This is a genomic window from Brenneria populi, from assembly GCF_036016195.1.
GTDB classification, from domain to species: domain Bacteria; phylum Pseudomonadota; class Gammaproteobacteria; order Enterobacterales; family Enterobacteriaceae; genus Brenneria; species Brenneria populi.
Map to the genome: position 1 here is coordinate 25,470 of NZ_JAYWTM010000037.1, position 16,705 is coordinate 42,174.

Here is a 16,705-nt window from a genome sequence, read left to right on the forward strand (position 1 = left end):
TACCCGGCGAACAGAAACGCTCGCGGTAATACCCCTATTTACAGAGAAAACAGGAAAGACCATGCGTAAAGAAACCCGTTTTAAATTCAACGCCTATCTGACTCAGGTAGCGAAAATCAATGGCGTTGAGGTGGAAACGCTCAGTAAAAAATTCAGCGTTGAGCCGTCCGTCACGCAATCGTTGATGGATGTGGTGCAAGAGTCATCCGAATTTCTGACCCGCATCAATATCGTGCCTGTCGCTGAAATTACCGGTGAGAAAATCGGCGTCGGCGTCACCGGCTCTATTGCCAGCACCACGGATACGGCCAGCGGCAAAGAACGCGAAACCGAGGATTTCGCCAATCTGGAATCACGGCAGTACAAGTGCGAACAGATGAACTTTGATTTCCATATTCGCTACAACACCCTTGACCTGTGGGCGCGCTTTCAGGATTTCCAGATTCGTTTGCGCAATGCGATTGCCAAGCGCCAGGCGCTGGATTACATCATGGCCGGTTTCAACGGCGTGAAACGAGCCGCAACCTCAGACCGTAGCAAAAATCCGCTGCTGCAAGACGTCGCCGTCGGTTGGTTGCAGAAATACCGCGATGAAGCGCCTAAGCGCGTCATGAGCCAAATCACCGATGAAACTGGCGCTGTGGTTTCTGAGAAAATCCGCGTTGGCGAAAACGGCGATTATGAAACCCTCGACGCGCTGGTACTGGATGCGACCAACACCATGATCGAAGCATGGTTCGCGGAAGACCCCGATCTGGTGGTGATTTGTGGCCGTCAGTTGCTGGCTGACAAGTATTTTCCGCTGGTCAACAAATCGCAGGATAACAGCGACATTCTGGCCGCTGACGTGATCATCAGCCAGAAACGCATCGGCAATCTGCCTGCCGTTCGCGTGCCGTACTTCCCGGCTAATGCGCTGATGGTAACCCGTCTGGATAACCTGTCTATTTACTACATGGACGACAGTCACCGCCGCCATATCGAAGAGAACGCCAAACGTGACCGCATCGAAAACTACGAATCCATTAAACAGGATTACGTGGTGGAAGATTACGGCTGCGGCTGCCTGATTGAAAATATCCAGCTCGGCAAGTTCCAGAAAGCGGCGCCGGAAACCACCACTGATTCAGGAACCGGGGAGTAAGCCATGCTGAGCCCAGCACAGCGTCACATGATGCGGGTGTCGGCGGCTCAAGCGTCGCAGCGGGAGGATGATCCGCTGCGACAGGCGACGGGATATGAACAAATGCTTTTCCGGCTTGCGGCTGATAAACGCACGTTAAAACAGGTGCATTCACAAGAGCGTAAAGCCGAAATAAAACGCGGTTTACTCCTGAACTATGCGCCGTGGGTGACCGGGGTATTGAGTAACGGACGTGGCGCGCAAGATGCGGTGTTAATGACGGTCATGGTCTGGCGTCTTGATGCCGGAGACATACCCGGCGCGCTGGAAATTGCCCGTTATGCCCTGCCGCATAAGTTACTGATGCCATTCGGCACCCGCTCAACGCCCTACTTGTTAGCCGAAGAGGTGGCCGAATCTGCAACCCGCGCCCATACCGCCGGACAACCGGTAAGCATTGACGATCTGCTAACCACGCTGACGCTAACCGACGAAGAGGACATGCCGGATCAGGTGCGCGCCAAATTGCACAAGATTATCGGTCTGTTACTGCGTGACAACGACAAGCCGGAGCAAGCATTACCGCACCTTAAACGAGCCTTTCAGCTTGATAGCCGATGTGGTGTGAAAAAAGACATAGAACGGCTGGAAACCCGGTTGCGCAAAGCTGCCGCCAGTCGTTAAACGAACGCGCCCCGCGCCGGGCGGCACACAGGCCAGGACGGTTATCCGCTTCTTTGTGCCTGTGTCCACCGCCCACCTATTACGAGGTTGTCATGACGACAATGATTATCCCCGCCCCGGCGGAGCCCAAAACAGCACCGGTGACTATTCCCGTACCGGAAGGGCATGAAGAGGTAATAAAAAATACCTATTTCTGGCCGGACATTGAACCAGACCGACTGCGAAAACTCATGCGACTGGAAAGCACCATCACGCCAGACCGATTAAGGCATGCGGCCATGACGGCAATTTCCGAGGTTAACGCAGAGCTGTTCCCGTACCGGGAAGCCCAAATGGCCGCCGGTTTTATGACGCTTGCTGACGTTCCCGCCGAGAAAATCGACGGCGAAAGTGAAAAGCATCATCACTACCTGCGCGCAGTTTGTTCGATTACCACCGCGTCGCTGTATGAACGTTACCGAGGCTATGACGCCAGCGGAAAAGGAAACAGTAAAGCCGATGCCATTGACGGCACGATTGATGAGCTATGGCGAGATGCGCGCTGGTCAATCAGCCGGTTGCAGGGGCGGCAACACAGCATCATCGGGCATATCTGATGAACGTTATCGCACAGCAGGGCGACACCCTTGACGCCCTTTGTTATCGCCATTACGGACGCACGCAAGGCGTAATCGAAGTCGTATTAACGGTTAATCAGGGGCTGGCCGAGCTAGGGGCAATTTTGCCCCACGGCACCACGGTTACCCTACCGGATATCGATACGTCGCCGGTAAGTGAATCTATTCAACTATGGGATTAAGTCATGATTGAAAACGATAAAAGCATCATTTCTCTGTTTATCATCGGCATGCTGATTGCCGTCGGCAAAGTGTTAACTGGCGGCGAAGCTATCACGATCCGGTTGTTTGTCGGGCGCATCCTGCTTGGCGGTTTTGTGTCTATGGTCGCCGGTGTTGCACTGGTGCAATTTCCCGACCTATCGCCTGTAGCGATCAATGGCATCGGCGCCGCGCTGGGGATTGCTGGCTATCAGGCTGTTGAGCTGTTTATTCAACGTAAAGGAAGTAAATGGCTGAGTGGTAAAGGGGGCGATGATGACAGCCAGTAAATTTAAAAACCCTAATCTGTGTCCCTTTCTCGACATGCTGGCATTTTCCGAGGGTACAGCAAGTCATCCGCTGACGCGCAATAACGGCTATGACGTAATTGTCACCGGGCTGGATGGCAAGCCGGAGATTTTTACCGACTACCGCGATCATCCGTTTGCCTCTGGCCGGCCGGCCAAAGTTTTTAACCGCCGGGGAGAAAAATCAACGGCATCCGGTCGTTATCAACAGCTTTATCGATTCTGGCCGCATTACAAGCAACAGATGGCGCTGCCGGATTTTAGCCCGGAATCTCAAGATAAGCTGGCCGTGCAACTGATTATTGAACGCCGGGCGCTGGCAGATATTGAGCGCGGGGATATCGAACGGGCGATTTCTAAATGCCGCAATATATGGGCGTCACTGCCGGGCGCTGGTTACGGTCAACGTGAGCATCGGCTAGATAAGCTGATTCAGGTTTATCAACAGGCTGGGGGCATCTTGGCATGATAAATCAGTGGATAAAACTTCTTGCTATCGTCGCCGTGTTATTACTCGGTGCATTGGCAGTGACTAAGTGGCAACTGTCAAATGCCAAAGACACGATTGACCAACAGGCCGCTAACCTAACGCAGCAAAAAGATACGTTGCTGGCACAGAACGCCGCTATTGGGACGTTGCAGGACAACGCCCGGCGCAATGAACAGGCGCAGGCGGAATTACGCAATAAATTATCATTGGCCGGGAAATTGGCCGCTTCACGCGGTGAAAAACTAACGAGGTTACTCAATGAAAATGAAGCGCTGCGCCGCTGGTATGGCACTGCTTTACCTGACGATATTAAGCGGATGCACACCCGCCCAGACTTTGACGACCCCGACGATTATTTACGTTGGCTGTCCGAAAGTAACGAGTTGCCCGATACCGGGCAGCAGCCCGGAAACAAACGGTGATTTGAGCGCGGATAATCGCCAGTTGGAAAGCTCGCTGGTGAGTTGCGCGCTTCAGGTCGAAACTATCAAACAATGTCAGGAACAACATCATGCTGAAACCAAGCAGCTTACGCCGCGCCCTGAATGACGCTGTGCCGGTACTGAAAAATAATCCCGACATGCTGCGAGTGTTCATTGATAGCGGCACGGTGATATCAACCTATGCGCCGTCGCTGTCGTTTGAAAATCAGTACACGCTCAATCTGATTGTGACGGATTTTACCGACGATATTGATTGGTTAATTGTGCCGATTAACGCCTGGCTGCGAGAAAACCAGCCCGACATGATGGCGAATGATGATCTCCGCAAGAAAGGCTTTACCTATATTGCTGACATTAATGATAACGGTAGTTGCGATGTCAGTATCAGCCTGAAATTAACAGAACGGGTGATCGTCGACGAAGTCGATAAAGCGTTACACGTCAGACATGCGCCAGAGCCGCCGCTACCAATCCCCATCGAACGCCCGACAGCAATGTATAGCAACGGTGAACTAGTGAGCCAATGGCATGAATGAGTTAAAGCCTTTTGACGATAAGCTGGCCGGGCTGCTTGCCAGTCTGTCACCGGCTGGCCGCCGCCAACTGGCTGGGAAAATAGCTAAATCCCTGCGCAATAGTCAGCAGCAGCACATTAAGAAACAGCAGGCACCGGATGGCACGCCATACAAACCGCGCAAGACTCAGCCGATTAGAAGTAAGAAAGGCCGGGTTAAACGCCAGATGTTCCAGAAACTGCGCACCGCCAAGTACCTTAAAGCGAAGGGAACCGCCGACAGTGCCGCCGTGGATTTTGTCGGTCGGGTGCAACGTATGGCAAAAGTACATCAATACGGCTTGCGTGATCGGCCTAACCGCTACAGCGCTGACGTTCAGTATGAAGCCCGTCCGTTGCTGGGATTTAGCACCGAAAATATCAAAGCTGTTGAAGACGAACTAATTAACCATTTGTCGTTGTCTGATTGACCAGCAAACCGCCTTAGATTGCCGCCAATATCCCCCGGCGGCATTCTTCACGTCATGAGCACACAAGCAAGCCTTATCGAAATCCAGCGTCTATTGCGCAATCTGATCCGTGTCGGCGTTGTTACCCAGGTCAACACGGTTGATGCCCTATGTCGCGTACAAACCGGCGAAATGACTACTGACTGGCTGACTTGGTTAACACGTCGCGCCGGGCGTTCCCGCGATTGGTGGGCGCCGTCGGTTGGTGAGCAGGTTCTTATCCTGTCCGTAGGTGGCGAGCTTGATACCGCCTTTGTTCTGCCTGGCATCTATTCCGATGAGAACCCCGCGCCGTCGGCCTCGGCGGATGCATATCACGTCAGCTTTCCCGATGGCGCAATGATTGAGTATGAACCGAAAGCCGGGGCGCTGACTGTATCCGGGATTAAAACAGCCGACGTTACCGCATCAGAATCAATCACCGCCACGGTGCCGCTGGTAATGGTGAAAGCAGAGACACGGATCACATTGGATACGCCGGAAGTCGTTTGCACCAACAAACTGATAACGAAAACGCTTGAGGTGCAACAAGGCGGAACGATGAAAGGCAATATTCAGCATAGCAGCGGCGACCTCTCATCGAACGGTGTAGTAGTGCATACGCATGTTCATAGCGGAGTGATGGGCGGGCCCAGCAATACAGGCCTGCCGTCATGAGTGCAACCTATTCCGGCATGAGCCGGGACGCCGGGCAGACCGTCAACGACTTGGCGCATATCCGCCAGAGCGTGCGAGATATTCTGATTACGCCGATCGGTTCCCGTGTTATGAGGCGTGAATATGGCTCTTTGCTGTCAGCGCTGATAGACCAGCCACAAACCCCAGCCGTTAAATTACAGGTGATGTCAGCCTGTTACATGGCGCTGTTGCGCTGGGAGCCACGCATCAAACTGACGGGGATCACCCTTGAAAGTTCATTTGACGGCGCATTGGTCGTCGATATCACCGGCGTCATTGCTAACAGTAACAACGCCTTTTCTCTTAACGTTCCTGTGAGTTGACTCAATGGCCATTATTGATTTAAGCCAGTTACCCGCGCCGTTGGTCGTTGAAGAACTGGATTATGAAACGATTTTCGAAGAGCGAAAAGAGACGTTGCTGTCGCTGTATCCAGAAGACCAGCGGGAGGCCGTCGCCCGAACGTTGACATTAGAGTCTGAACCGCTGGTTAAGCTGCTACAGGAAAACGCCTACCGCGAGGTTTTATGGCGGCAACGGGTGAATGAGGCCGCAAAGTCAGTGATGGTCGCTTATGCAACGGGGGAAGACCTCGATCAGCTTGGCGCCGATTTTAATGTTTCCCGACTGGTAATTACCCCGGCTGACGACACAACGTTACCGCCGACACCTGCGGTAATGGAAAGCGACAGCGATTTTCGCCTACGTGTTCAGAGCGCATTTGAAGGGTTAAGCGTCGCCGGTTCTGTGGGTGCATATCAATTCCATGGTCGTAGTGCCGACGGACGCGTTTCTGATGTATCGGTTATCAGCCCCAGCCCGGCCAGCGTTACCGTATCCGTGTTATCAAGAGAGGGAGACGGTAGCGCCAGTGATGAGTTAATCGCCATTGTTGCCGCCGCGCTGAATGGCGAAGATGTGCGCCCGATAGCGGATCGGGTGACCGTCCAGTCAGCCGTTATTGTGCCTTATGATATTGCCGCCGCGCTGTTCCTGTATCCGGGGCCGGAAGCTGAGCCCATTCGCAGCGCCGCTGAACAGAAATTACAAACCTATATCAGCGCCCAGCATCGGCTGGGACGAGATATCCGTCGGTCGGCTATCTATGCCGCATTGCACGTTGAGGGCGTCCAACGTGTAGAACTGGCAAGCCCCGCCGCTGATATCGTGCTTGATGATACTCAGGCATCGTATTGCGCGGCATATACCCTAACGTTGGGGGGCGAAGATGACTAATAATCGTCTGTTGCCCGTCGGTTCGTCCACACTGGAAGTATCAGCGGCTACAGCCTGCGCTGATATAAACCGCGTGCCGATCCCACTGCGTCAGCTATGGAACCCGGACACCTGCCCCACTCACCTGCTGCCTTATCTTGCCTGGGCGTTTTCAGTTGATCGATGGGATGAAAGTTGGCCGGCCTCGCTTAAACGCAAAGTGATTAAGGACGCTTTTTTTATTCACCGCCATAAAGGCACCATCGGCGCATTGCGTCGCGTCGTGGAGCCGCTCGGCTATCTGATCAACATAGTGGAATGGTGGAAGACCGACGACGAGCCAGGCACATTCCGGCTTGATATTGGCGTGCAAGAAACCGGCATCACAGAAGAAACCTTTTACGAAATGGAGCGGCTGATAGCCGACGCCAAACCCGTATCACGTCACATGCTGGGGCTGAATATCACCCTTGATACTCAAGGCGACGCTTTTATTTCAGCGGCCAGCTACTGCGGCGACGAGTTAACCGTTTATCCCTATACGCCGGAAATTATCAGCACGTCAGGGGTAAGCGAGGTCGGCGCGGGAATTCACATCATCGGGGATGAACTGACCGTTTATTCCTATATGCAGGAAATCATCAGCGCAACCGGGAAAACCCATTCCGGCGCAAGCATTCACATTATCGACAATATGAGCGTAACCGCATGAGCACGACATACTTTGCTTTATTGACAAATATTGGCGCCGCAAAGTTGGCAAACGCCGCCTTGCTGGGGGCTAAATTAAATATCACGGAAATGGGCGTGGGTGACGGCGGCGGTAAATTACCAACGCCAAACACGGCGCAAACCGCGTTAATCAATGAAACCCGGCGTGCTGCGCTCAACATGCTGAGTATTGACCAAAACAACTCAAGCCAGATTATCGCTGAACAGGTTATTCCTGAATCAGAGGGCGGTTTCTGGATCCGTGAAATCGGATTGTACGATGATAACGGCGACCTAATCGCCGTCGCCAACTGCCCGGAAACTTATAAGCCGAAGCTACAGGAAGGCTCAGGCCGCGTGCAGACGGTTCGCATGATTCTTGTGGTCAGCAGCACTGACGCGGTGACGTTGAAAATTGATCCGTCTGTTGTGCTGGCGACACGCTCATATGTTGATAATGCGGTTATTGAAATAAAACAGCAATTGTCATCAGCCGACATGATGAAACTTGAACAAAGCGGGACTGTTCAGGATGCGATTCGCTACGTAACGCCGGAAATGTTTGGGGCAAAAGGAGACGGTATTAAGGATGATACAATGGCGATTAAAGAAGCCATTTCATATGCAATGTTGCACGGTAAAGAGATTAGATTGCAGTCAATGTACCTTCTTTCAGAAGGATTTGTCCTAACATCAAAGATTAAAATTACTGGAAGCGGCCGAGGTTCGGGGCTGTTAACAATAGATAGTATTACCAATCAAAGAGTTATATTTGATGTAATGGCTGACGGGGTCACTATTAGTGATTTTGATATTTTAACGACAGCCGACGGTTATGGGGAAATTGGATCTGTTGGTGTTTTCGCTATTCGGGTTGCTAAAGGAATCAACCACACAACAGTAACAGGAATGTACATTAACGGTAAAAGTTCCGGTGAAATGGGGTTTGTGGTTGGAATATCATTAACACGATCTAATTACGGTATTTATAAAAACAACAATATTCAATGTTGTAGTGTCGGAATGCATGGCGGTGGTTTATATAACATAGTTGATGGTAATACTGCTGACAATCATTTCACAGACGAAAACTATACGCCAGAATGGAATAGCGCATCAATGTTCTGGGATGGTTTTATGTTCGAAGGAATTCAGTACAGTAAGATTGTTAATAACACGGCCGCACATAATGGGCAGTCTGGTATATATATGGGCGGCGGCGGGTATTCAGTATCTTGCAATAACATACTTTCCGGTAATATTACAAAATGGAATAACAATCACGGAATTGATAACGGAACAACGGGAACGCAAAGCGAAACGAATGACGTGTACGGAAACGTACTAACCGGGAATATATCCATCAATAACCGATACAATCAGATATGGATGGGTACAGTTCATTCTATGACAATTAGCGGTAACAGATGCCTGATAACACCAGAACACTATGAAAAATTTCAGGAGGATAATTTATCATCAGGTATTTATCTGCGGGGTGATACGTTAGATTGCGCCGTGACAGGGAATTATGTTGAAACAACAAACCATCAATTTTCAGGCATTGCGGTACTTGGAACGGGGAACACAGTAGCAAACAATAGAGTTATTGGGCGAGGGGTCAGCATCGGCGATAAGATGTTTGCTAACGGATTTAAAAATATAACAGGGACATTCACCCCAGAAATATATGTGGGGTCGGGAATGGCACTTGATTTGGCGCGTGGTACGTACACGGTAGTGAATAACAGGATTATATTTGATCTTGATATCACAGTGAAAGCAACTGATGCGAGTGGGAAGCTTGTGATTAAGGGTGTCCCATTCATGAATTCAAGTTCGGTTTATCAATATATTGGGGCATGTCATTTTAACTCTGGACTAAAACAAGATTTTTATTCATTAGGTAATGTGATTGATATTTACACAAACGGAACAACAATAGAAGTTTCTGCCAAAGTGGGGGGGAGTTCTACAGATATCGGCGGATATTTGGGAGCATCGAATAGATTTAGAATCAAACTGGAAGCAGTTATGACTACGGCACCATTTAACGGCGTGTTTAACTGATAAGGTAACGTTATGGGGAACAATAATAAAAATTACGAATTAATAGATGTGGAAAGTTTAGCGAACATAATTAAAGAAAGGGAGTCAAAAAGCCAGACGCCGAAGGATGCAGTTGAAGTCACTGAGGGCGATTTTAATGAAAAACCTGACTAATTTAGTCAGTGATATTATGAAGCACAGCCATACCAGGCTGTGCTTTTTCATCACATCAAGAAAGCAACTGTAAACTGAATTACCTCCCATGTCCAAAGCGTTAATTTCCCGTTGTGCCATTCCCTAACAAACCGTCATCCCTCGCACCCCATTCACTGACGCCACAAAATACCCGCACACCCGCCACAGGAGAACCACCGGATGAGTGACTATCATCACGGCGTGCAAGTCGTCGAAATTAACGAAGGCACGCGTGTTATTTCCACTGTTTCAACCGCGATTATCGGCATGGTGTGTACAGCGCCTGATGCCGACGCGGAAACCTTTCCAATCAACACCCCGGTACTGATTACCAATGTCGTGAGCGCCGCCGGTAAGGCCGGAACAAAAGGCACACTGGCTGCGGCACTGTCAGCCATCGGCGATCAGGCTAAACCCGTTACCGTCGTTGTCCGTGTCGAAGAGGGTGAAACCGAAGCCGAAACCATCAGTAATGTGATCGGCGGCAGTGATGAGAACGGCAAATATACCGGTCTTAAAGCGCTGCTTGATGCACAGGCCGTTACCGGTGTGAAACCGCGTATTCTCGGCGTGCCGGGAATTGACCCGCTGCCTGTTGCTACCGCTCTGGCCTCTGTTTGTCAGTCGTTGCGCGCGTTCGGTTATGTCGCCGCATGGGGCTGCAAAACCATATCGGAAGCCATTAAATACCGTGACAATTTCAGCCAACGTGAACTGATGGTTATCTGGCCGGACTTTATCGCCTGGGATACTACGGCAAATGCAAGCGCCACCGCGTACGCTACCGCCCGCGCATTGGGCTTGCGCGCCAAGATTGACCAAGAAACGGGATGGCATAAAACCCTGTCTAACGTTGGCGTCAACGGCGTAACAGGTATCAGCGCGTCGGTATATTGGGAGCTGCAACAGCCAGGCACCGACGCCGACTTACTCAATGAGGCCGGAGTCACTACGCTGGTTCGTAAAGACGGATTCCGTTTTTGGGGTAACCGCACCTGTTCTGACGATCCGCTGTTTTTGTTTGAGAACTACACCCGCACGGCGCAGGTTCTGGCCGACACAATGGCCGAAGCGCATATGTGGGCGGTCGATAAGCCGATTACGGCAACACTCATCCGCGACATTATCGAGGGCATTAAAGCCAAGTTCCGCGAGCTGAAATCTAACGGTTACATCATTGATGCTGACTGTTGGTTCGATGAGGACGCCAACGATAAAACCACGCTTAAGGCCGGTAAGTTGTATATCGACTATGACTATACCCCCGTCCCGCCGCTGGAAAACCTCACCCTGCGCCAGCGCATCACCGACCAGTATCTTGCCGATCTGGTCACTGCGGTAAATAGCTAAGGAGCATTAACGCTATGGCACTGCCTCGCAAACTGAAATACATGAACATGTTCAATGACGGCCTGAGCTACATGGGGATCGCCTCTTCTGTCACGCTGCCGAAGTTGACGCGCAAGCTGGAGAACTACCGGGGCGGCGGCATGAACGGCGCCGCGCCCATTGATTTTGGCCTTGATGATGATGCGCTAACGGTTGAATGGACGTTGGGCGGCCTGCCAGATGAAACCATGTGGTCGCAATACTCTGCGCCCGGTGCCGATACTGTACCGCTGCGTTTTGCTGGCTCTTATCAGCGTGACGATACCGGCGATATTTCCGCCGTCGAAGTGGTCATGCGTGGACGCCATAAAGAATTTGACGGCGGCGATAGCAAGCAGGGGGAAGACACTGAAACCAAGATTTCGACCCAATGCACCTATTACAAGCTGACGATTGACGGAAAAGAAATGATTGAAATTGACACGGTCAACATGGTTGAGCGCGTCAATGGTGTTGACCGTCTGGAACAGCACCGCCGCGCAATCGGCCTTTCCTGATAATCATGACGCGGTCAGCTTAACGCTGGCCGTTATCTGAACCTGATATTGAGAAACAAATCATGAGTGAACAAAACCCGAACACTATCACGCTGGAAACCCCGATTAAGCGCGGCGACACGCTGATCGAATCCATCACACTGAGTAAACCCAACGTTGGCACCTTGCGCGGCGTCGGCCTGGCTGCACTGGCAAACACGGATGTTGATGCACTGATTAAAGTCTTACCGCGCATGACCTACCCCGCATTGACCGAGGCTGAAATCATCAGCATGGAACCGTCCGACCTGATTACGGTAGCCGGAAAGGTGATCGGTTTTTTGTCGCCGAGCTCGGCACAGTAGACCTACCGACACAATTGATGGTCGATGACCTGATGGCGGATATCGCGGTGATTTTTCACTGGCCGCCATCAGAGCTTTACCCCATGAGCCTGACTGAGATTATTCTCTGGCGCGATAAAGCGCTGAAACGAAGCGGACATAAGAATGAGTAACAGCTTAAAGCTCCAGGTCTTTCTTAAGGCCGTTGATCAGGCGACCCGTCCATTCAAGGCGGTGCAAACCGCCAGTAAAACCCTGTCTGGTGAAATAAAGAATTCACAGCAACAGCTTAAAAACCTGAACGCGCAGGCCGGGAAAATTGACGGGTTCCGTAAGGCTAGCGCCCAGCTTGCCGTTACCGGTCAGTCGCTGGAAAAGGCGAAAGCTGAAGCGGCCGCCCTTGCGGTACAGTTTAAAAACACTGAACACCCTACCCGCGCGCAGGCTCAGGCTATGGAAAGCGCCAAGCGTGCCGCCGCCGAACTGCAAACCAAACACAACAGTTTGCGCCTGTCGGTGCAACGCCAGCGTACCGAGCTGCAAGCCGCCGGGGTTAACACCCGCGAACTGTCCAGCGCAGAACGGCAATTACGCGGTGATATTTCACAAACCACGGCAACGCTAAATCGTCAGCGTGAAGCGCTATTGCGAGTCAGCAAGCAGCAGGAAAAACTCAACGCAGTAAGCCAGCGCTATGAAAAAGGAAAGGCGTTGGCCGGTAACGTCAGGAATACCAGTGCGGCGGCGCTCGGTGTTGCTACGGCGGGAGCGATGGCCGGAGTCGGGCTGTTGAAGCCCGGCTATGAATTTTCTCTAAAAAACTCATCATTACAGGCAACGCTCGGTCTGGAAAAAGAGTCAGCCGATATGAAAGAGCTGAAAGAGCAAGCGCGTAGAATTGGTGACAATACCGCCGCTTCTGCCGATGATGCCGCCGCCGCACAAAACATTATTGCAAAAGCCGGTGGGGACAAGGCCGCAATTATGGCTGCAACTCCAGTCACCTTAAATATGTCACTGGCAAACAGCCGTACCATGGAAGAAAACGCATCATTACTAATGAGCGCTAAATCATCCTACGGACTGGAAAATAAAGACATAGCCCACATCGGGGATGTGATTTCGGCGACATTAAATAAAACAGCCGCGAATTTTGACGGCCTATCTGATGCGCTAACTTATATGGGCTCTGTAGCAAAAAACGCAGGAGTCAGTATTGAACAAACCAATGCCATGATTGGGGCATTAGCACAGGATGGCATTACAGGAAGTATGGCCGGGACTGCTGGTAGAGCTGTTTTAATGCGGCTTCAAGCGCCTACCGGGCAAGCCTATTCCGCGATTAAAGAGTTGGGAGTTAAGACAGCCGATAATAAAGGCAATATGCGCCCACTCTTTACCATCCTAAAAGAAATGCAGAATAGCTTTGATAAACACAAGCTGGGTAGCGCCCAACGCGCCGAATATATGAAAGTCATATTTGGTGAGGAAGCCGCCGCCGGTGCCGCCTCGTTACTGAAATCTGCCGCTAATGGCTATCTCGACAGTCTAACCAAGACATTCCAAAAATCAGATGGCAGTACTGAAGCACTAGTAAAAATCCAGCAAGATAATCTTGGGGGTGATTTTAAAGAATTTCAGTCAGCCTATGAAGCTGTCGGAAACGATCTATTTGACCAGCAAGAAAGCAGCCTGCGAAAGCTAACGCAAACCGCCACAAAATACGTGCTCAAGCTCGATGAGTGGATACAGAAAAATCCTCAATTGGCTAAGACATTGACAGCTATTGCTATCGGAGGAACAGCTATTATTGGTGTGCTTGGCGCTATCGGTCTGGTTGTCTGGCCTGTAATGACAGGGATTAATGCCCTGATTGCCGGTGCAGGGTTATTAAGTACCGGATTCAGTATTGCCGGGGGAGTAATGGCTACGGCGATCGGTGCAATCTCTTGGCCGGTTGTGGGAGTGGTTGCCGCCATTGTCGCCGGGGCGTTACTGATACGTAAATATTGGGAGCCAATCAGCGCATTTTTCGGGGGCGTTGTTGAGGGGCTAAAAGTGGCGTTTGCCCCGATAGCGGAACTATTCGCCCCACTGCAACCGGTCTTTGACTGGTTGGGTGAGAAATTGAAAGCGGCATGGGAATGGTTTAAGCAATTAGTCGAGCCAGTAAAAACCACACAGGATTCGCTCAATAGCTGCCGTGATGCGGGTGTTGCATTCGGGCAAATGCTGGCAAACGCCCTAACCTTGCCGGTACAGGCGTTAAACCAACTACGCGGCGGTATTGATTGGGTGTTAGAAAAACTCGGTGTGATTGATAGCAAATCCTCCGATCTGAATGACAAAGTACCGCGTACGCCGTTTGATTATACCGCCTCTGAGGCGTTGGGTTATTCCCCATCCGGCGGCTTACTAAATGCCAAGTATGCCCCGGTTACTGCGTCAGGCAATGCCGGTATGACAGATAACAGCCGTACAGAAAACAATTATCAAATAACCATACCGCCGGGCATGAGTAAAGACGAAGTGTTAAGTCTGCTGGCACAGCATAGCGAGCAGCAAGAGCGCGAGAAACGCGCACGGCAGCGTAGCCAGATGGACAGCGATTAAGGAGACAACCCGATGATGCTTGCGCTTGGGCTGTTTGTATTCCAGCTAAAAACTATCCCCTATCAGAACATGCAGCGCACCGTTGATTATCGCTGGCCGTCAAACAGCCGCGTCGGCCAGCGCCCCGCCCTGCAATTTTTAGGGATTGAGGAAGAGAAAATCACTTTATCCGGTGAGCTGCTGCCGGAAATCACCGGCGGCCGGCTATCGTTATTAATGCTGGAAACAATGGCCGATCAGGGGCGTGCCTGGCCGTTGATTGAAGGGAGCGGCACGATTTACGGCGTGTTTGTCGTGAACAGTATCAGCCAGACGAAAACAGATTTTTTTTCCGACGGCAGCGCCCGGCGTATTGAGTTTAGCGTCACGCTCACCCGCGTTGATGAGTCGCTGGCGTCAATGCTGGGCGATCTGCGCCAACAGGCTGATGTTTTACTTGGCAGCATGGGCGAATCCATCAGCAAGGCTCAATCAGCTATCGGGGGCTTATTGTCATGATAAACCCGCTTACCGTCAGTGCCGGAAGCAAAGTTGCCCCCGCCTATCTGCTACGGCTGAACCAGCAGGATATCACGACCATTATCAGCCCCAGGCTGTTGTCGCTCAATCTTACAGACAACCGAGGGTTTGAAGCCGATCAGCTTGATATCGAACTGGACGACAGCGACGGGCAGATACAAATGCCGATACGGGGCGCCGTACTCTCTGTATTTCTCGGTTGGGAAGGTTCCGCCCTGATCGGGAAAGGTGATTTCACCGTGGATGAAATAGAGCACCGCGGCGCACCGGACACGCTCACCATCCGGGCTAGAAGTGCGGATTTTCGCGGCTCGCTCAATTCCCGCCGGGAACTCTCTTACCACGACACTACGCTGGGCGCGATTGTCGAACAGGTAGCTAAACGGAATAACCTTACACCGATGTTGGCCGATGGGCTGGCAAGTATCGCTATACCGCATATCGACCAGACGCAGGAAACCGACGCTAAATTTATCACTCGGCTGGCAGAGAGAAACGGCGCGGTTGCCGCCGTCAAAGCTGGCCGCCTGTTGTTTATCAAAGCCGGAACGGGAAAAACGGCCAGCGGTAAACCTATTCCACAACAGATTATCGAGCGCAGCGACGGAGATCGGCATAGTTTCAGCCTGGCCGACCGTGGAGCCTATACCGGCGTGACGGCGAGCTGGTTACATACCAAAGACCCCGCGCCAAAAAAAGTAAAAGTTCAGCGCAAGAAAAAAGAACAACATTTAAGGGCGCTGCAACATCCAAAAGCCAAAACAACAAAGAAAACCACAAAGACACCTGAAGCGCGTGAAGGTGATTATATGGTCGGTACTGATGAAAACGTGTTTACTTTGACCACCGTTTACGCAACCAAAGCCCAGGCTATGCGAGCCGCACAGGCTAAGTGGAACAAGCTACAACGTGGCGTGGCGGAATTTTCTATCACGCTGGCAATGGGGCGCGCCGACCTGTTCCCGGAAACGCCGGTACAGGTGAAGGGATTCAAACAGGTAATTGACGAGCAGGCTTGGACAATCACGAAAGTGGAACATTCGCTGAGTAATAACGGCTATACCACCGCGCTGAGCCTAGAAGTTTTATTGTCAGATGTGGAATATGAGAGTGAATCTTGAATTCATTTGCAACCTACAATTTGCAAAATCAAACATGGTGTTAAAATCATCAGTATCAATTGAACTCGATAATAAGGTGATTTGAAAATGATGCATTGCCCGTTGTGCCAACATGCGGCACATGCCAGATCCAGCCGCTACTTAAGCCCAAAGACAAAAGAACGTTATCACCAATGCACAAATATTAATTGTGGTTGCACTTTCAAAACCATGGAAACGATATCCGATATGATTGTGACGCCGGGAGACGTTAAACCGGTTCCGCCGCATCCAACCCGATCCAATCAGGGAACCCTCTGGATTTAATCACCTTATATCAAGCCTGCGAAAGCAGGTTTTTTTATGCCCTATTGCCACGGTATGAATGATTGGCTGTCGCCATTTTGCCGCCATTGATAATAAAAAAGGGCTTAGCCATTGGCTAAACCCTTTATTTATAACAACTTTCGGATGTTGCGAAAGCGCTATCTTAGTTAAGACGCTCTTTGATACGGGCGGACTTACCA

General features: G+C 51.2%; 24 protein-coding genes and 1 pseudogene. 24 read left to right on the forward strand and 1 reads right to left on the reverse strand.

Translation table 11 applies throughout. The features are described from left to right. Positions 1–61 precede the first annotated feature (61 nt). The 24 genes and pseudogenes from VSX58_RS21000 to VSX58_RS21115 all read left to right on the forward strand — a co-directional run bounded on the left by VSX58_RS21000 (position 62) and on the right by VSX58_RS21115 (position 16,505). Positions 62–1,144: a phage major capsid protein, P2 family gene (locus tag VSX58_RS21000; protein ID WP_327619781.1), complete on the forward strand. Its 1,083-nt coding sequence runs from the start codon at positions 62–64 to the stop codon at positions 1,142–1,144. A 3-nt stretch (positions 1,145–1,147) separates the two neighbouring features. Then, complete coding sequence (gpM, locus tag VSX58_RS21005) at positions 1,148–1,807, forward strand: phage terminase small subunit (RefSeq protein WP_327619782.1); 660 nt, start codon at positions 1,148–1,150, stop codon at positions 1,805–1,807. 92 nt (positions 1,808–1,899) lie between these two features. Beyond that, positions 1,900–2,403, forward strand: a complete 504-nt coding sequence (locus tag VSX58_RS21010) for a head completion/stabilization protein (protein ID WP_327619783.1) — start codon at positions 1,900–1,902, stop codon at positions 2,401–2,403. Continuing rightward, the gene (locus VSX58_RS21015; protein ID WP_327619784.1) at positions 2,403–2,606 is read left to right on the forward strand and encodes a tail protein X; all 204 of its coding nucleotides are present in this window, start codon (positions 2,403–2,405) and stop codon (positions 2,604–2,606) included. The genes VSX58_RS21010 and VSX58_RS21015 overlap by 1 nt, the downstream gene beginning before the upstream one ends. A 3-nt stretch (positions 2,607–2,609) precedes the next feature. Beyond that, positions 2,610–2,915 (forward strand): phage holin family protein, encoded by a 306-nt coding sequence (locus VSX58_RS21020; protein WP_327619785.1) that lies wholly within the window; start codon positions 2,610–2,612, stop codon positions 2,913–2,915. Continuing rightward, positions 2,902–3,402 carry a glycoside hydrolase family 24 protein gene (locus VSX58_RS21025; protein WP_327619805.1) on the forward strand — a complete coding sequence of 167 codons (501 nt, stop codon included), beginning with the start codon at positions 2,902–2,904 and terminating at the stop codon, positions 3,400–3,402. Before VSX58_RS21020 ends, VSX58_RS21025 begins: the two co-directional genes overlap by 14 nt. Next, the gene (gene lysB / locus VSX58_RS21030; RefSeq protein WP_327619786.1) at positions 3,399–3,845 is read left to right on the forward strand and encodes an Rz-like lysis system protein LysB; all 447 of its coding nucleotides are present in this window, start codon (positions 3,399–3,401) and stop codon (positions 3,843–3,845) included. Before VSX58_RS21025 ends, lysB begins: the two co-directional genes overlap by 4 nt. After that, positions 3,730–3,972, forward strand: coding sequence for an Rz1-like lysis system protein LysC (gene lysC, locus VSX58_RS21035; RefSeq protein WP_327619806.1), 243 nt, complete (start codon positions 3,730–3,732; stop codon positions 3,970–3,972). The genes lysB and lysC overlap by 116 nt, the downstream gene beginning before the upstream one ends. Next, positions 3,935–4,402 carry a phage tail protein gene (locus VSX58_RS21040; protein WP_327619787.1) on the forward strand — a complete coding sequence of 156 codons (468 nt, stop codon included), beginning with the start codon at positions 3,935–3,937 and terminating at the stop codon, positions 4,400–4,402. Before lysC ends, VSX58_RS21040 begins: the two co-directional genes overlap by 38 nt. Next, positions 4,395–4,850, forward strand: coding sequence for a phage virion morphogenesis protein (locus VSX58_RS21045; protein ID WP_327619788.1), 456 nt, complete (start codon positions 4,395–4,397; stop codon positions 4,848–4,850). Before VSX58_RS21040 ends, VSX58_RS21045 begins: the two co-directional genes overlap by 8 nt. Positions 4,851–4,904: 54 nt before the next feature. Then, positions 4,905–5,546 carry a phage baseplate assembly protein V gene (locus VSX58_RS21050; protein WP_327619789.1) on the forward strand — a complete coding sequence of 214 codons (642 nt, stop codon included), beginning with the start codon at positions 4,905–4,907 and terminating at the stop codon, positions 5,544–5,546. Continuing rightward, on the forward strand, positions 5,543–5,890 hold the full coding sequence (locus VSX58_RS21055; protein ID WP_327619790.1) for a GPW/gp25 family protein: 348 nt from the start codon (positions 5,543–5,545) through the stop codon (positions 5,888–5,890). Before VSX58_RS21050 ends, VSX58_RS21055 begins: the two co-directional genes overlap by 4 nt. Before the next feature lie 4 nt (positions 5,891–5,894). Beyond that, positions 5,895–6,803: a baseplate assembly protein gene (locus VSX58_RS21060; protein ID WP_327619791.1), complete on the forward strand. Its 909-nt coding sequence runs from the start codon at positions 5,895–5,897 to the stop codon at positions 6,801–6,803. Further along, a complete protein-coding gene (locus VSX58_RS21065) occupies positions 6,796–7,494 on the forward strand; it encodes a phage tail protein I (RefSeq protein ID WP_327619792.1) in 699 nt (232 codons plus the stop codon). The genes VSX58_RS21060 and VSX58_RS21065 overlap by 8 nt, the downstream gene beginning before the upstream one ends. Then, positions 7,491–7,973: pseudogene (locus tag VSX58_RS21070) on the forward strand (phage tail protein); the annotation flags it as partial. The gene VSX58_RS21065 and the pseudogene VSX58_RS21070, both read left to right, overlap by 4 nt. Positions 7,974–9,575: 1,602 nt before the next feature. Beyond that, positions 9,576–9,716, forward strand: coding sequence for a hypothetical protein (locus VSX58_RS21075; protein WP_327619793.1), 141 nt, complete (start codon positions 9,576–9,578; stop codon positions 9,714–9,716). Between the two features lie 201 nt (positions 9,717–9,917). Beyond that, a complete protein-coding gene (locus VSX58_RS21080) occupies positions 9,918–11,087 on the forward strand; it encodes a phage tail sheath protein (RefSeq protein WP_327619794.1) in 1,170 nt (389 codons plus the stop codon). A gap of 14 nt (positions 11,088–11,101) precedes the next feature. Then, positions 11,102–11,623 carry a phage major tail tube protein gene (locus tag VSX58_RS21085; RefSeq protein ID WP_327619795.1) on the forward strand — a complete coding sequence of 174 codons (522 nt, stop codon included), beginning with the start codon at positions 11,102–11,104 and terminating at the stop codon, positions 11,621–11,623. 62 nt (positions 11,624–11,685) lie between these two features. Then, entirely contained in the window at positions 11,686–11,967 is a 282-nt protein-coding gene (locus VSX58_RS21090) for a phage tail assembly protein (protein ID WP_327619796.1), read from the forward strand. A gap of 17 nt (positions 11,968–11,984) precedes the next feature. Continuing rightward, positions 11,985–12,119: a GpE family phage tail protein gene (locus VSX58_RS21095; RefSeq protein WP_327619797.1), complete on the forward strand. Its 135-nt coding sequence runs from the start codon at positions 11,985–11,987 to the stop codon at positions 12,117–12,119. Continuing rightward, a complete protein-coding gene (locus VSX58_RS21100; protein WP_327619798.1) occupies positions 12,112–14,559 on the forward strand; it encodes a phage tail tape measure protein in 2,448 nt (815 codons plus the stop codon). Before VSX58_RS21095 ends, VSX58_RS21100 begins: the two co-directional genes overlap by 8 nt. A 12-nt stretch (positions 14,560–14,571) precedes the next feature. Continuing rightward, positions 14,572–15,057, forward strand: a complete 486-nt coding sequence (locus VSX58_RS21105; protein WP_327619799.1) for a phage tail protein — start codon at positions 14,572–14,574, stop codon at positions 15,055–15,057. After that, the gene (locus tag VSX58_RS21110) at positions 15,054–16,199 is read left to right on the forward strand and encodes a phage late control D family protein (protein ID WP_327619800.1); all 1,146 of its coding nucleotides are present in this window, start codon (positions 15,054–15,056) and stop codon (positions 16,197–16,199) included. The genes VSX58_RS21105 and VSX58_RS21110 overlap by 4 nt, the downstream gene beginning before the upstream one ends. Before the next feature lie 87 nt (positions 16,200–16,286). Beyond that, entirely contained in the window at positions 16,287–16,505 is a 219-nt protein-coding gene (locus VSX58_RS21115; protein WP_136167657.1) for a DNA-binding transcriptional regulator, read from the forward strand. Here VSX58_RS21115 and VSX58_RS21120 read toward each other — a convergent pair. Next, the coding region (locus tag VSX58_RS21120) for a hypothetical protein (protein ID WP_327619801.1) at positions 16,506–16,705 on the reverse strand (200 nt) is incomplete at its 5' end.

Excerpts from the sequence above, each read along its gene's own strand:
- VSX58_RS21060 (WP_327619791.1), top strand. The coding sequence starts at position 5,895 with ATGGCCATTATTGATTTAAGCCAGTTACCCGCGCCGTTGGTCGTTGAA.
- VSX58_RS21055 (WP_327619790.1), top strand. The coding sequence starts at position 5,543 with ATGAGTGCAACCTATTCCGGCATGAGCCGGGACGCCGGGCAGACCGTC.
- VSX58_RS21025 (WP_327619805.1), top strand. The coding sequence starts at position 2,902 with ATGACAGCCAGTAAATTTAAAAACCCTAATCTGTGTCCCTTTCTCGAC.
- VSX58_RS21095 (WP_327619797.1), top strand. The coding sequence starts at position 11,985 with ATGGTCGATGACCTGATGGCGGATATCGCGGTGATTTTTCACTGGCCG.
- VSX58_RS21015 (WP_327619784.1), top strand. The coding sequence starts at position 2,403 with ATGAACGTTATCGCACAGCAGGGCGACACCCTTGACGCCCTTTGTTAT.
- gpM (WP_327619782.1), top strand. The coding sequence starts at position 1,148 with ATGCTGAGCCCAGCACAGCGTCACATGATGCGGGTGTCGGCGGCTCAA.
- VSX58_RS21040 (WP_327619787.1), top strand. The coding sequence starts at position 3,935 with ATGCTGAAACCAAGCAGCTTACGCCGCGCCCTGAATGACGCTGTGCCG.
- VSX58_RS21115 (WP_136167657.1), top strand. The coding sequence starts at position 16,287 with ATGATGCATTGCCCGTTGTGCCAACATGCGGCACATGCCAGATCCAGC.
- lysB (WP_327619786.1), top strand. The coding sequence starts at position 3,399 with ATGATAAATCAGTGGATAAAACTTCTTGCTATCGTCGCCGTGTTATTA.
- VSX58_RS21110 (WP_327619800.1), top strand. The coding sequence starts at position 15,054 with ATGATAAACCCGCTTACCGTCAGTGCCGGAAGCAAAGTTGCCCCCGCC.
- VSX58_RS21075 (WP_327619793.1), top strand. The coding sequence starts at position 9,576 with ATGGGGAACAATAATAAAAATTACGAATTAATAGATGTGGAAAGTTTA.
- VSX58_RS21085 (WP_327619795.1), top strand. The coding sequence starts at position 11,102 with ATGGCACTGCCTCGCAAACTGAAATACATGAACATGTTCAATGACGGC.
- VSX58_RS21065 (WP_327619792.1), top strand. The coding sequence starts at position 6,796 with ATGACTAATAATCGTCTGTTGCCCGTCGGTTCGTCCACACTGGAAGTA.
- VSX58_RS21010 (WP_327619783.1), top strand. The coding sequence starts at position 1,900 with ATGACGACAATGATTATCCCCGCCCCGGCGGAGCCCAAAACAGCACCG.
- VSX58_RS21105 (WP_327619799.1), top strand. The coding sequence starts at position 14,572 with ATGATGCTTGCGCTTGGGCTGTTTGTATTCCAGCTAAAAACTATCCCC.
- VSX58_RS21100 (WP_327619798.1), top strand. The coding sequence starts at position 12,112 with ATGAGTAACAGCTTAAAGCTCCAGGTCTTTCTTAAGGCCGTTGATCAG.
- VSX58_RS21020 (WP_327619785.1), top strand. The coding sequence starts at position 2,610 with ATGATTGAAAACGATAAAAGCATCATTTCTCTGTTTATCATCGGCATG.
- VSX58_RS21050 (WP_327619789.1), top strand. The coding sequence starts at position 4,905 with ATGAGCACACAAGCAAGCCTTATCGAAATCCAGCGTCTATTGCGCAAT.
- VSX58_RS21080 (WP_327619794.1), top strand. The coding sequence starts at position 9,918 with ATGAGTGACTATCATCACGGCGTGCAAGTCGTCGAAATTAACGAAGGC.
- VSX58_RS21045 (WP_327619788.1), top strand. The coding sequence starts at position 4,395 with ATGAATGAGTTAAAGCCTTTTGACGATAAGCTGGCCGGGCTGCTTGCC.
- VSX58_RS21000 (WP_327619781.1), top strand. The coding sequence starts at position 62 with ATGCGTAAAGAAACCCGTTTTAAATTCAACGCCTATCTGACTCAGGTA.
- VSX58_RS21090 (WP_327619796.1), top strand. The coding sequence starts at position 11,686 with ATGAGTGAACAAAACCCGAACACTATCACGCTGGAAACCCCGATTAAG.